The 12334-nt window shown below is 45.4% G+C and carries 12 protein-coding genes, 1 tRNA gene and 1 pseudogene; 4 read left to right on the forward strand and 10 right to left on the reverse strand.

What is annotated here, in order from left to right:
• Positions 1–258: phosphate-starvation-inducible PsiE family protein (locus MC7420_RS23535; protein WP_006103661.1), on the forward strand; the 258-nt coding region annotated here is incomplete at its 5' end.
• A 68-nt stretch (positions 259–326) separates the two neighbouring features.
• Positions 327–779: a nitrate reductase associated protein gene (locus MC7420_RS23540; protein WP_044209307.1), complete on the forward strand. Its 453-nt coding sequence runs from the start codon at positions 327–329 to the stop codon at positions 777–779.
• Positions 780–858: 79 nt separating this feature from the next.
• On the opposite strand, the gene MC7420_RS23545 is transcribed toward MC7420_RS23540, so the two are convergent.
• The gene (locus tag MC7420_RS23545) at positions 859–2772 is read right to left on the reverse strand and encodes a PAS domain-containing sensor histidine kinase (protein WP_006103719.1); all 1914 of its coding nucleotides are present in this window, start codon (positions 2770–2772) and stop codon (positions 859–861) included.
• A gap of 478 nt (positions 2773–3250) precedes the next feature.
• On the opposite strand from MC7420_RS23545, the gene MC7420_RS23550 reads away from it, so the two are divergent.
• Complete coding sequence (locus MC7420_RS23550; RefSeq protein ID WP_044209310.1) at positions 3251–3592, forward strand: hypothetical protein; 342 nt, start codon at positions 3251–3253, stop codon at positions 3590–3592.
• Positions 3593–3659: 67 nt separating this feature from the next.
• On the opposite strand, the pseudogene MC7420_RS44150 reads toward MC7420_RS23550, so the two are convergent.
• From MC7420_RS44150 to MC7420_RS23575, 5 genes and pseudogenes are all read right to left on the reverse strand, one after another.
• Positions 3660–4550: pseudogene (locus MC7420_RS44150) on the reverse strand (RNA-guided endonuclease InsQ/TnpB family protein).
• Between the two features lie 87 nt (positions 4551–4637).
• Positions 4638–5483 carry a M56 family metallopeptidase gene (locus MC7420_RS23560; RefSeq protein WP_006103641.1) on the reverse strand — a complete coding sequence of 282 codons (846 nt, stop codon included), beginning with the start codon at positions 5481–5483 and terminating at the stop codon, positions 4638–4640.
• The gene (locus MC7420_RS23565) at positions 5480–5899 is read right to left on the reverse strand and encodes a BlaI/MecI/CopY family transcriptional regulator (protein ID WP_044209313.1); all 420 of its coding nucleotides are present in this window, start codon (positions 5897–5899) and stop codon (positions 5480–5482) included. The genes MC7420_RS23560 and MC7420_RS23565 overlap by 4 nt, the downstream gene beginning before the upstream one ends.
• A gap of 133 nt (positions 5900–6032) precedes the next feature.
• Entirely contained in the window at positions 6033–7160 is a 1128-nt protein-coding gene (locus tag MC7420_RS23570; protein ID WP_006103677.1) for an aldo/keto reductase, read from the reverse strand.
• Positions 7161–7178: 18 nt separating this feature from the next.
• Positions 7179–7685 (reverse strand): bifunctional nuclease family protein, encoded by a 507-nt coding sequence (locus MC7420_RS23575; RefSeq protein ID WP_006103665.1) that lies wholly within the window; start codon positions 7683–7685, stop codon positions 7179–7181.
• 543 nt (positions 7686–8228) lie between these two features.
• Here MC7420_RS23575 and ribE point away from each other — a divergent pair.
• Positions 8229–8924 carry a riboflavin synthase gene (ribE, locus tag MC7420_RS23580; RefSeq protein WP_006103543.1) on the forward strand — a complete coding sequence of 232 codons (696 nt, stop codon included), beginning with the start codon at positions 8229–8231 and terminating at the stop codon, positions 8922–8924.
• Positions 8925–9020: 96 nt separating this feature from the next.
• On the opposite strand, the gene fba is transcribed toward ribE, so the two are convergent.
• The 4 genes from fba to MC7420_RS40265 form a co-directional block, all read right to left on the reverse strand.
• Positions 9021–10100: a class II fructose-bisphosphate aldolase gene (gene fba / locus MC7420_RS23585; RefSeq protein WP_006103606.1), complete on the reverse strand. Its 1080-nt coding sequence runs from the start codon at positions 10098–10100 to the stop codon at positions 9021–9023.
• A gap of 193 nt (positions 10101–10293) precedes the next feature.
• Positions 10294–10365: transfer RNA gene (locus MC7420_RS23590), tRNA-Lys, on the reverse strand.
• A gap of 68 nt (positions 10366–10433) precedes the next feature.
• A complete protein-coding gene (locus tag MC7420_RS23595; protein ID WP_006103651.1) occupies positions 10434–11192 on the reverse strand; it encodes an aldose epimerase family protein in 759 nt (252 codons plus the stop codon).
• Positions 11193–11550: 358 nt separating this feature from the next.
• On the reverse strand, positions 11551–11766 hold the full coding sequence (locus MC7420_RS40265) for a hypothetical protein (protein WP_006103621.1): 216 nt from the start codon (positions 11764–11766) through the stop codon (positions 11551–11553).
• Between the last annotated feature and the right edge of the window lie 568 nt (positions 11767–12334).

Here is a 12334-nt window from a genome sequence, read left to right on the forward strand (position 1 = left end):
TTTGAAATTTTTGGGCTATTTTTAAATGTCCTGATTGCCCTGGAAATTCTGGAAAATATTACTGCTTATCTGCGGAAGCATGTTGTTCAAGTTGAACTGGTTATCGTCACCTCCCTAATTGCCGTTGCCCGTAAAATTATCATTTTAAACCTTGACAAAACCGGAGGACTTGAAATTATTGGTTTAGCCCTGGCGATTCTCTCTCTCTCCATCAGTTACTGGATTATCCGCCGCACTACAGCAAAAAAACCTCATTGAATTTGTCTTATGTCATATTATGTCAGCTTAAACAGTGACCATCTCCTTACATAATTGTGATTTAAACTATGACTCACTTCTTCCAATTTGAGCAAGATTTCGTCGATTCCTTACGCTGCATCCCTATGCAGGTACGAATGAAATTAGACACCTGTGGCGTCAAACTTAAATTAGCCCACTGGCATCAATTCACCCAGCAAGAACGTCAGACGTTAGTGGAAATGCCCACAACCACAGCCCAAGAAAACCAAGCCTATCAGCAGTATTTACAAAAATTAGTGACGAATTATACCGGGAAACCTGCCTCAGAACTGCCTATCGATCCTAATCCAGCCTGTATGGATGCGACAATAATTCCTGAGAATGTTCAAACGAAAGCCCAAGAATTTGGCGTTTCCCTCATGCCTGAACAGTGGGAAGCCCTAACTCCCACCCAGCGCTTTGCCCTAATTAAACTGACGCGCCCTAGTCATGAAAACCGAAACTTTTTGCCTGCACTCAAAGAATTTAAGCTCATCTAAGTAAATCGTCATGTGTCATTTGTCATTTGTCATTTTTCATGTGTCATTGCTCACTGTTCCCTGACAATTCATAATGCCCTTAATTGAATGCCATGCGATTTAAGGAATTAGAAATTGACGATTGAGATGATCGAACATTTGAATCTACCTGCTTTTGATAGACCTTTGAACAACAGTACTGCTCTAGATTAGGTTCAATAGGGATTTCAATCACAAACTCTGTTCCCTGACCTGGTGACGAAAAGCACTTGAGATGCCCGCCATGCTTTTCTACCACGATCTGATAACTAATAGATAAGCCTAATCCCGTACCCTTGCCAACAGGTTTGGTCGTAAAGAAGGGGTCAAATAGTCGCTGCTTAACAGAATCGGGAATACCCACGCCATTATCGGCAATCCGAATAGCAATCCAGTTTTCGTTGATCACCTGTGTACCAACCTCAATCATGGGGTTTTTGGATGAAGTACTCTCGCCTAATGCGCCTTTCTCTAACCCTTCTTCTAAGGCATCAAGTGCGTTACACAGAATATTCATGAACACTTGGTTCAATTGTCCTGCATAGCACTCGATCAAGGGTAAGTCACCATAGTTTTTGACAACGGTAATGGTGCTTTGCCTTGCTTTGCCTTTGATGCGGCTTTGCAGAATCAACAGGGTATTATTAATGCCTTCATGAATATCCACCGAGGTTTTCTCAGCACGATCCAGATGGGAGAAGTTCCGCAGCGATCGCACGATTTGATAGATCCGATCTGCCCCCACTTTCATCGAATGCAGTAATTTTGGCAGATCTGTAGTAATGAAATTGAGATCGATTAGCTCGATATGCTCTTGAACTTTGGCTGAGGGCTGGGGACTGGATTCTTGATAAAGTTCGAGTAACTCTAATATATCCTGAAAGTATTGCTCGGCGTAATTGAGGTTCCCATAGATAAAGTTAACCGGGTTGTTAATTTCATGAGCGACGCCAGCAACTAATTGCCCTAAACTCGACATTTTTTCGGAGTGGACGAGTTGAGCTTGAGTGTGTTTCAGCTTTTGCAGGGCGTCTTGCAATTGCTGAGTCTGTTGTTCCAACTGGGCTTGCGATCGCCGCAGTTGATGTTCGACTTGCTTACGTTCCTTAATTTCCCGTCTGAGTCGCTGATTAACTTGTACCAGTTCAGCCGTGCGTTCGGTAACCCGTCGTTCTAAGTCATCATGAGCATTTTGTAGCGCTTCTTGTGCTAGTTTGCGTTCAGTGATATCCCGGACTACCTTGGTAAACCCGCGCAATCGCCCTTTCTTGTCGTACAGCGCTGTAATCACTGCATTAGCCCAAAACCTTGATCTATCCTGGCGAACTCGGTAACTTTCATCCTCAAATCGACCGTTTTCTGCCGCGATTTTTAGGGCTTGCTCTAGTTTACCTGCCTGAACATCTTCGGGTAAATAAAATCGAGACACGGATTCACCGAGAATCTCGTCTTCTCGATACCCATTAATCCGTTCAGCCCCTTGATTCCAACTGATGACCCGTCCCTCTGGGTCTAGCATATAAATGGCATAGTCTTTAACATTTTCTACCAGACATCGGAAGCGTTCTTCACTCTCTCGTAGGGCTTCCTTGGATTGCTTGCATTCAGTTTGATCGCGCACTACGGCGTAAATCAATTGATTTTCGGGGTGGATGGAAGCATTCCACAACAGTGATTTGTATGATCCATCTGCACAACGACAGCGATTTCTAAACCGGATTGATGCTGTCGGATTATGGGTAAGGGTTTCTAGCTTTGCGATTGTTAATCGTTGATCGTGTGGATGAATCAAATCCAGCCACGGTTGCGCTAAAAGTTCATGATTAGTAAAGCCTAGTATTTCCTCCCATCGGGGATTAAGTTGCTGGAAATGATCATCTTTCCCCAAAACGCACAGCATATCCAACGAGAGCGTGAAAAAAGGATCGGAAGCCTGACTCCCGGTGCTTGGGGTTGGCGGTAAGAAATTTAGCATTTTATAGCTGGGGCTTTATTATTGGAACTCCTCATCTCTGTTTCTATTTTTTCTGGAGATCAGGAGTTGTAGATGCAGATTCCCCGGTTATTCGTTCGTCTCCTTAAGGTTAAGTTTAAGGGAGCTTTGACCTAGCGATTCGCTTTAACGATTGGAATTTCTATTCGATATGATTAGTTTTTTCTATAAATCAACCCGATCGGTTGGTCAAGGACACACATCAGTCATTGGCGTCAACTCAACGGTTAACTGGGTGGCTTTTTAGGCGATCGCGTTTGGGTAGATGCCTGGATTGAGCCTTGGTACATCAAGGGTTATGGCACGTAAGCCTAATTGTAGCATAGCTGACATCTTTCTTCACACTAGGATAAGTAGATCGGGGAAAAGCTGGGGAAACTCAGTTTGACAGCCTGTCTTTTGACAAGGGTTTGCCGCTTTGCCAGAATCAAGAGCCAAATGTTATCAGCTTCAGTGTCCCATGTCCAAAATCTCTTCTCACCACCACAAGCCTCAAGTTTTTGCAATCGGAATTGCTCCTCTGGGAATCGTATCTATTGGTGTAGTCCCCATGGGAGTAATTTCAATTGGCTTTGTTCCCATGGGAGTGTTCTCCCTAGGTTCTGTAGCCATGGGAGTCTTCTCGGCTGGGCTAGTTTCTATGGGAACGGTAGCTGTTGGTTTCCAAACGATGGGCTTAGTGAGTATTGGTTCAATGGGTATGGGGAATATTCGTATTCCTATCGGCGCTGAAGAATCCCTCTCTCATCCCGACAACCATTCTCTTCCCATGCCAAACCAACCCAATCATGATTCTCACTAAGTTGTCTTATGTCTTATGTTGTGACATACTCCTACACTAACCTGAGTACAGGTATAGTGTAGGCTTCTCAACCAATCCGGCTATTGCGTAGGAGGCGTTGAGCTTTAAGAACGGGATGCCCCTCCGCTCTATTTTTTATATTGATAGCTGCGTTATGGTCACGGTCAAGACTGCATCCACAATGGGGGCAGTTGTGCCAACGCATAAACAGCTTTTTCGGTACTTTCTTTCTCTCCACAATTCGAGCAATCCTGTGATGTGTTATGGGCGCTTACTGGAATTACCAACAAACCAGCTTTTTCGGCTTTGTTTGTCAGTATCGACAGAAAGTTTGACCACCCAGCATCCAGCACAGATTTAGCCAATCTAGTTTGAGTAAGTCCTTTAACGTTTAAATTCTCATGAGCAACACAGTCATACTTTGATAGTAGATAATTAGCTGTTTTGAAGTGAAAATCCTTGTAACAGATGCTGTTTTTATTTTGAATCCATCAGGGATAGAGCGATGTAGGATAACCTTGACTTTCCCCAACATTGGTAAGTTGATGAGGTTTCCCTGCAAGCACCCCTCTTTCATTTGGGGGTAAGTCAAGGTGCGATATCGGTTACGGGCTTTAAACCTTGGCTTCCCGCTACGTTGGCCGTTGCTATCGCCTTTGATAAATCTCTCAAACGTTACCTTCACTCGCTTGACTACATCTTGTAGGACTTGAGAGTAAATCTCTTTATACCAGGGATGAGTTTTCTTGAGTTGAGGTAAGGTTTTCTTCTGAGAGTAGTAATCTGGGTTGTCTTGTAATTCAGGCAGATGACAGATTAAGGGACAAGCATTGACTGGGGAGCGGTTTTGCTCATACCCGTTGAATCTATCAGCCAACAAATAGTTATACTGAGCGCACAGCATAGCCAGCCATCTGTCAAGTTCAATAACTTGCTGTACGGTTTCCCACCTATCCATCCCAACGCCAACCTGAGTTGTTACTGAGCCTGTCGAAGTACAGGTATGGCGTGGGGCTTCCGGTGAAGAAAGCTAAAAAACGGAAAGTCATCGGTGAAACGGTATTAAAAATAGCGGCAAACATGCTAATAAACACCAGATAGATAAGTATAGATGAGTTGGGTTGGGTAAATGGATGTCAGCTAAGAGCGCTTCTATCCGTTCCTCAAGACGATTTTTAGGTGCAGTACAGCTAAAAGCCGCACAGACACTTTCAGAATGCATCAGCGGTGTGCTTACAACCGTCAACAGGGATTCCGCTAACAGTAAAAAATCAACCCGTTGTGCTGCCCATTGATCGGCTCTGATTTCTCGTAACAGTAATAGTTCTTGCCATAGCGCTTCTGTATTAGTTAATCCATAAGAGAATTGCCGCATCCAGCCCAACCAAAAGAACCAAAATGTATCCCGATAATGAAAATGTCCGTCTTCATGGGTGAGAACCGCTTGCAAATGATCAGCATCCAGTGTCTCTAATAAGCCTTGACTCACCACCAGTTCCGGTTGCCAAAATCCGACTTGAGCGCTAAAAACTAAAGGTGTGTTGAGAAGGCGGATTGGTCTACCATAAAGGGTTTGCAGAGGATAGGTGCGAACCTGTTGCTGAGAACGCCATCCGGCAAACGCCAGTTTCAACCCTGAAATTCCCACAAATCCTAAGAAAGTGCCAGCTAAACCATAACTGAACCAGCCCTCCCATCGCCAAACCATTTGCCCTTGGGGTCCCATGCAGACGATAGAGATTGCTGTCATCATCAGTAGCAGTGGCGGAAATAAGAACTTGGTTAAGGCATTTTGCCAGCGCTGCTGATAACTACCCTCATTTCCTGACCAACTGATTCGGGTTAACCAAGCCACGGCTAAAGCACTCAGAATTAGGATGAGATGAATCATTGTTCCTCCCTCGCTTCGCGGATGGCTTGCAAACGCTGGGCGATCGCGTCGATTTGTTCTAGACTAGCTTGGTCGAGACTGTCGGCAAAGGCGGCGATGATATCAGGATTTCCCACCGCCAGGAATCGCTTCAATTGATCATGGGCTTGCAGCATCCGCGCCTGTTCCTGCGAGAGCAAGGGTTGCCAACGGAATGCCCGATCTTGGCGATCGCACGTTAGCCAGCCTTTTTGGGTGAGGCGGCGCAATACCGTGGTTACGGAAGCATAGGCTAACTCTCGGTCTGGATCAGCTAAGATTCGTTCGTGAACATCTTTTGTGGTAGCCGAACCGAGTTGCCAAATAATCTCTAAAATTTCTGCCTCTAATGGACCAAGGGAGAGTTGTTTGGGGCGGTAACTGGGCATGGGAACCATAGAGATGCAATTAAAATCAGGGAATTGGATACCCAGTTTACCCGAATTTGACTTTAAACGCTGATTTGATATTGACTGGGATACACTTATCGCGGCTCAAACAGCTAACCTGCTAAATTGGGATGCTCTCAATTTATCCCCACAGCCGACGCCGAGGAGATCCATTGAGACGTTGATGAGTATCAGCTAGCAAACCAGGAATATCCAGTTGTTCCGGACAACGAGGTAAGCAGTCACCACAGCTTGTACACCGATTCCCTTTCACCCCAGCAAACCAGTGACCCGCATTTTCAAACATGCCATAGCGGTATGTCCCATAATCTGTCATATCATAAGCTACAGCCAAATTCCGCAGCCTTAATACCTCTGGAATATTAATCATTTCCGGACAGGGCAAACATTGGTAACATTGGCTACAGCGATCCGTTCCTAAAGCCGTCTCAGCTTGGGTTTCTAACCGAGAAAACACCTCAATTTCCTGGGGAGTCAGGGAGCCATCTTGATCCGCAACGGCTAACGGTGCGTCCAATTCCTGTGGATTAGCAGGTCCTACACTCAGGGTGGTAATTCGGCGATCGCTCAATAAAAAACGATAGTTCAACTCCAGTGGCGAAAAGGGATAGCAGAGTTCAACCAGTTTCGCTGGGGGAGTGTACAATCGTCCACCCTTATCCGCCGGAGATATGATAAACACCCCCATATCCTTCTGGTTCGCTAATGCTACGGCTGGAGCATGGCGCTGAAAGACGTAGTAATAATGTAGGTTGATAAATTCAAATAAATTGGTCTGGATTGCCGCTAATATCACCTCTAGGGGAGCATGAGTGGAAAAGCCAAGGTGTCTAATCCGACCTTCTGCTAAGGCGTCTTGTATCGCCTGCATACACCCTCTAGGGGACTCGACCCAGGTCAGATGTTCCCAGGTGTTGATCCCATGAATGGCTAAGCAATCCAGATAGTCGAGCTGTAGACGCTCTAAGGATTCATCAATCCACTGATCCATGACCTGAGAATCAGGCGTTGGCGGTAGCTTGGTGGTAATCGTGAGTTGTTCTCGGGGTAAGGGTAATTTTTTGAGGATATTCCCCAAATACGGCTCACTCTTACCATAACTACGGGCGGTTTCTAGGTGATTAATCCCATTCGCGATCGCGTGCTGTATGTTTTCCTCAGCATTGGACTCACCCGCCAAGCAGCGCATGGTTCCCAGGGAAAACACAGATAGCCACAGATTGGTTTTCCCAAACCGTCGATAATGCATTTCTCATCTTTGTATCATTTAAGCTTCACCGCCCGTTTTAAATCCTTTATGCTGGGAAAAGTCTTCCGGTCGGATGCTCGATACAAACTCTCGGAACGCCTGTCGTTCCTCTTCATCCGCATCTCGATCAACGGGTATTGATGCATCAGCGATAACTTCTTCCATCACCCAGATTGGACTATCTGTGCGAAGCGCGATCGAGATCGCATCACTGGGTCTAGCATCAATTTCTTTTTTAGCTTCACCCTGACGAACGCAGAGGATCGCATAGAAGGTATTATCTTGGAGGGAGTGGATAATAATCCGCTCCAACTTCATCTCCCATGTTTCCATGAGACCCACAAACAAATCATGTGTCAGAGGGCGGGGAGCTTTTTGGCGTTCCAAAGCGCTGATAATTGCTTTTGCCTGATCTTGTCCAATGTAAATCGGCAGAGCGCGTCGCTCTAGTGAGTCTTTCAGCAGCACGATTGGGCTACGGGTGACAGCATCTAATGCAATTCCAGCAACTTTCATTTCAATCATTAGCTTAGCCTCTAGAATACAGTCGGCGTCGAGGGCATCAAAGCGAAGCAGTCAAGCCACATTGGATGGATTAAAACTAGAACAAGCATACTAGCTTTATCTTACTTCACCGATTAACCCCAAAATCAGTCCTCTATCATTGAATTGGGCAGAGATCAAAAAGATTATCTTCTCCAAGTATGCCCCAGTCTCAGGACGTTTGTTTCGGGACTTTATGAAAAAAACACATAACCGTTTATCCTTGTCCCCAATAGCTCTCTAGTGGTTAATCTCCCTCGCTTTGGTGAACTGCCACCTCCTTGCTTTATCTCCTAACGTTAAGATAGACTCGTTTTGATAAGCTATGAAGTAAGTGCTTCAAGTGCTTAAATTGTCACTCTGGCTTGATGTATATCGCGGTACTTGGGTAGTACCAATCGTTAAACACTGGTTAGTTCAGAAGAGTTCCTTAGTTAATTAGACTTACCCTTCACTACCTACAAAATCATTTTATCACGGAGCCTCTATAATCGGCGATCCGCGACCAGCTACTTTGATGACATCGTGTTCACAGGATTAATTCAATCACTAGGAACCTTGCAACCGCTAGGCGGCGATCGCTTTCAGTTGTCTTGTCTTCCTGACAAGGCAGCCGTGATTCTACAGGATTTAGCCATTGGTGATAGTGTCGCCGTCGATGGAATATGCTTGACTGTTGAAGAAATTTTGTCCCAAGGTTTTGTGGCAACGGCTTCAGATGAAACCTTAAGCCGTACTACTCTGGGGCAACGACATCAGGCAGCAACTTATGTGAATTTGGAAACATCGATACGAGTAGGCAGTAAACTAGGGGGACATTTTGTCACGGGTCACATTGATGGCATTGGTTCACTTCAGGATTCTGTAAAAACCTCAAATTCCTGGATTATGTGTTTTACTGCACCAGCATCCTTACAAAAGTCATGGCAGCGCCACATTGCTCGGTTTTTGGTGCCAAAGGGAAGTATTGCAGTCAATGGCGTCAGTTTAACCATTGCTGAGTGTGATCCCCAAGGGAGTTGGTTTAAGGTGGCAGTTATTCCCCACAGTTATGCCCAAACTAATTTGAGTTATTTGCAGCCAGGAAGCTGGGTGAACTTAGAAAGCGATATTTTAGGCAAGTATGTTGAGAGATTACTAGGGTATCAAGTCCCTAGCGCGAATTCTTTACCCATAAATGATATTTCACCTGAATTCCTTGCCGAGCATGGGTATTTGTGAATTAGGATATTTTTATCTGTTCCCTGTTACCTGACCCAAAAATCCCCCGTCATGTTAACGGGGGATTAGCTCAAATGGGTATTACGCGGTTAACAATTAAGCAGTTACGGTCTGCTTCGTAACAGCCGCTAACTCGCCCTTAGCATACTTAGCCGCAAACTCATCCAATGTCATTTGCTTAATCTTGCTCGCATTACCTGCCGTACCGAATTGCTGATAACGATCCGAGCAAACCTGCTTCATGTACTTAATAGAAGGCTTCATGAAATGGCGCGGGTCAAAGTTTTTGGGATCTTTGGCAGCCGCTTCACGGATTGCAGCAGTGATAGCCAAACGATTGTCGGTATCAATGTTCACTTTACGAACACCGCTCTTAATGCCCTTTTGAATCTCTTCTACAGGCACACCGTAAGTTTCTGGAATTGCACCACCATATTGGTTGATCATATCCAGCCACTCTTGGGGTACAGAGGAGGAACCGTGCATCACCAAATGGGTATTAGGTAGACGGTTATGAATTTCCTCAATCCGGCTGATGGCAAGGATTTCACCCGTGGGCTTACGAGTAAACTTGTAAGCACCGTGGCTCGTGCCAATGGCTACAGCTAAAGCATCAACTTGGGTGCGCTCAACAAACTCAACCGCTTGATCCGGGTCAGTCAACAATTGTTCGCGGGACAGCTTACCTTCTGCACCGTGACCATCTTCCTTGTCACCCATACCCGTTTCCAAAGAACCGAGACAACCCAGTTCCCCTTCAACGCTGACACCGACAGAGTGAGCAACTTTTACCACTTCAGCCGTGACATTCACGTTGTACTCGAAGCTAGCTGGAGTTTTGGCATCTTCCTCCAGTGAACCGTCCATCATCACACTGGTGAAACCATTGCGGATAGCCGAGTAGCAAGTGGCTGGACCATTCCCATGGTCTTGGTGCATAGCAATGGGGATATGGGGGTAAGTTTCCACTGCTGCCGTGATCAAGTGGCGCAGGAAGTTCTCACCTGCATATTTGCGAGCGCCGCGAGAGGCTTGTAGAATCACGGGGCTGTCAGCTTCATCAGCAGCCTGCATAATTGCCAGGATCTGCTCCATGTTGTTAACGTTATAGGCTGGAATGCCATAGCCATTCTCTGCCGCATGATCTAAAAGCAGCCGCATGGGTACGAGCGCCATAAAAAAGTCCTCCTAACTTTAGGTGTTTTGTCAGCTTTTTGTCAGCTAGTCGTTTCTAGAAACTTAATCCTTAGAATAATCTTAAGATATTTTTCAGTTTATAGGAAATTATCTCGTCAAGATTCTAAAATTAGTCTTCTTTATCAACTCCATAGTACCTGACTATAAAGAAAAATAAATAAATATGACGAAATGGGTCGCCTGGGATTCGAACCCAAGACCAATCGGTTAAAAGCCGAGTGCTCTACCGCTGAGCTAGCGACCCAAAGTCATGCGCGTTTTTAAGCGCCGTTTTCTACAATAGCAGAAATCACCAAAAATGTAGAGGGTTTTTCAAAAAAAAGTGACATTGAGTTGTACGGAAGTCTCCAAACTCTCTCCAGGAGCTAACTTGGTGAGATTCTCTCCTGTATTTAATGCGTTACGGGGAGCGCTCCAAGGTTCCAAACAGTAATAGTCTTTGCCTTTAACCGTCCAGAAGACGAGAGTTGAATAGAGTTCATCATAGCTCAGGGTTAGTTTTAACCGTCGTTGCTGATCTGTCACCGTTGCCGATTGATCGGTGACTTGGCGAAAGGCGACATCAATTTCATCCTCGCTCCAATCAAAACCCCCCTTGAAGGAGGAAACTTGTCCGGTTAGCTGATCCTGATACTCCGCCGCCGGAATCTCAAACTGAAGTTGGTACGTGAAGGTGAGTTGCCAGTCGAAGGGATATACAGCGCGAGTTTGGTCGTTACTATTGAGGACTAGGGTTAGGCTAACCAAGTCATTGGTAACTCGTTCTGTGACCTGCCAGGGCAAATCACGGGCGAAACCATGCTGTTTGAGTTGATAGGGTTTGCCCTGATGGGTGTAGGTATTGTCCGGTAAGTTGCCGCAGATGGGAAACAAAATCGGGATACCACCCCGCACACTCAAGGTCGGGTCTCGAAACCGTTCGGCATCGAAGTAGAGGATGTCCTGACCTTGAACACTCCAGTGAGAAATCAGACCGCCGCGTTCGGGAACGACTTCCAGCCGAGACTGAGTGTCTTGGGCAGTGAGGATATAGGTTGAGTATTGCTCCTGTTTGAGCGCGATCGCAAACATCTGTCTGTTGATTTCCTTAATAATTGAGCGGCTGGAGTTAGCGGCACGACTAACTTTAACAAACTCTTCTCAAAAAAACGGTGCTAATTTTACAAATTCTTAACAAAAAGCCTTTAGGATAGTACATAAGCAATTCTTGTAATTTGAGGGTTCAGGGGTGCCTACAGGCAGTAAGTTGGTTATAGAGTGACACACATCACTCTAAATTGCGTTGAGAATCACACCAAGCAACTGACACTTATCAAGGTCTTTAACACGAAGATCGCCGATAGTGTTAGGAGTACCCCCTATGATTACAAATGCTTGGTTACCATGATTCTTCGCACTCTTGTCCAATCGGCTCTTAAAACCGGCTGCCTCAGCGTTGCTTCTGAGGGGCTAATTCGCCAAATTCTGGAAATAAAAGGGTATCAAACATCAGACCTTGAGGCTTTGACTGTGCTTTATGAGGCGGTGAAGTCGGGTCAAATAGAGCGGGAGGCTCATAATACTCGTTTTCTGTCATTTCCGGATCTGCACAGGCAAAGTGCTTTAACAGGCGTGTAAATCCCCCAGCTTCAACTGGGATCAACATAGAGTGATCAGTAACCAAGGATCTACAGCAGGTTTTGCTTCACGTTTCAGGGAAAAATTTAAAATCGGCTGGGCTGGAAGCCAATCAAGGGAGTCGTCGGTTAGCAAAAATCTGGATTTAAGCACCGCGAAACTGAATAGCGTTAGCTTACTTGTCCGGTGATTCATCTCACGGCGTAGTTTTTCCATTGAGTAACTTAACGGCGTGAGACTCAATTCCCCTATAAATCACCAGTTTAATGTGCTAAAATGCTACCAAAGGGTTAATTCCTTTCAGGTGTGATTTGTCAAGCAACAAAAGGCTGGCAAGTCAGCGGTGAAAGTAAACCCTTAACACAACCCTTAACTAAAGGTGGGAAGAGGTTATAAGTCTGGCGCTGTAATTAAAGATTCAGCGCTTGGATATATGGACATTTGCCCAAGTAAATTTTACTCAGTAAATCCTGATAAAATTTGCATTTTTCCGAGCATGTCTAAACTTTAAACACCTACATAGTACCTATCAGCCAGGATGTATAACCTGGATTAAAGTGCGCTAGTCTCAATGGCGAAATACACGGTTTTCTTTC

Origin of the sequence: Coleofasciculus chthonoplastes PCC 7420 (assembly GCF_000155555.1) — a bacterium.
Taxonomy (GTDB): Bacteria; Cyanobacteriota; Cyanobacteriia; order Cyanobacteriales; family Coleofasciculaceae; genus Coleofasciculus; species Coleofasciculus chthonoplastes_A.

Coding starts and splice junctions, on each gene's coding strand:
- MC7420_RS23570 (WP_006103677.1), bottom strand. CDS start 7,160: ATGCATTATCGACGGTTTGGGAAAACCAATCTGTGGCTATCTGTGTTT.
- MC7420_RS23565 (WP_044209313.1), bottom strand. CDS start 5,899: ATGGTTCCCATGCCCAGTTACCGCCCCAAACAACTCTCCCTTGGTCCA.
- MC7420_RS40265 (WP_006103621.1), bottom strand. CDS start 11,766: ATGTTGATCCCAGTTGAAGCTGGGGGATTTACACGCCTGTTAAAGCAC.
- MC7420_RS23550 (WP_044209310.1), top strand. CDS start 3,251: ATGTCCAAAATCTCTTCTCACCACCACAAGCCTCAAGTTTTTGCAATC.
- MC7420_RS23540 (WP_044209307.1), top strand. CDS start 327: ATGACTCACTTCTTCCAATTTGAGCAAGATTTCGTCGATTCCTTACGC.
- MC7420_RS23545 (WP_006103719.1), bottom strand. CDS start 2,772: ATGCTAAATTTCTTACCGCCAACCCCAAGCACCGGGAGTCAGGCTTCC.
- fba (WP_006103606.1), bottom strand. CDS start 10,100: ATGGCGCTCGTACCCATGCGGCTGCTTTTAGATCATGCGGCAGAGAAT.
- MC7420_RS23575 (WP_006103665.1), bottom strand. CDS start 7,685: ATGATTGAAATGAAAGTTGCTGGAATTGCATTAGATGCTGTCACCCGT.
- MC7420_RS23595 (WP_006103651.1), bottom strand. CDS start 11,192: ATGTTTGCGATCGCGCTCAAACAGGAGCAATACTCAACCTATATCCTC.
- MC7420_RS23560 (WP_006103641.1), bottom strand. CDS start 5,483: ATGATTCATCTCATCCTAATTCTGAGTGCTTTAGCCGTGGCTTGGTTA.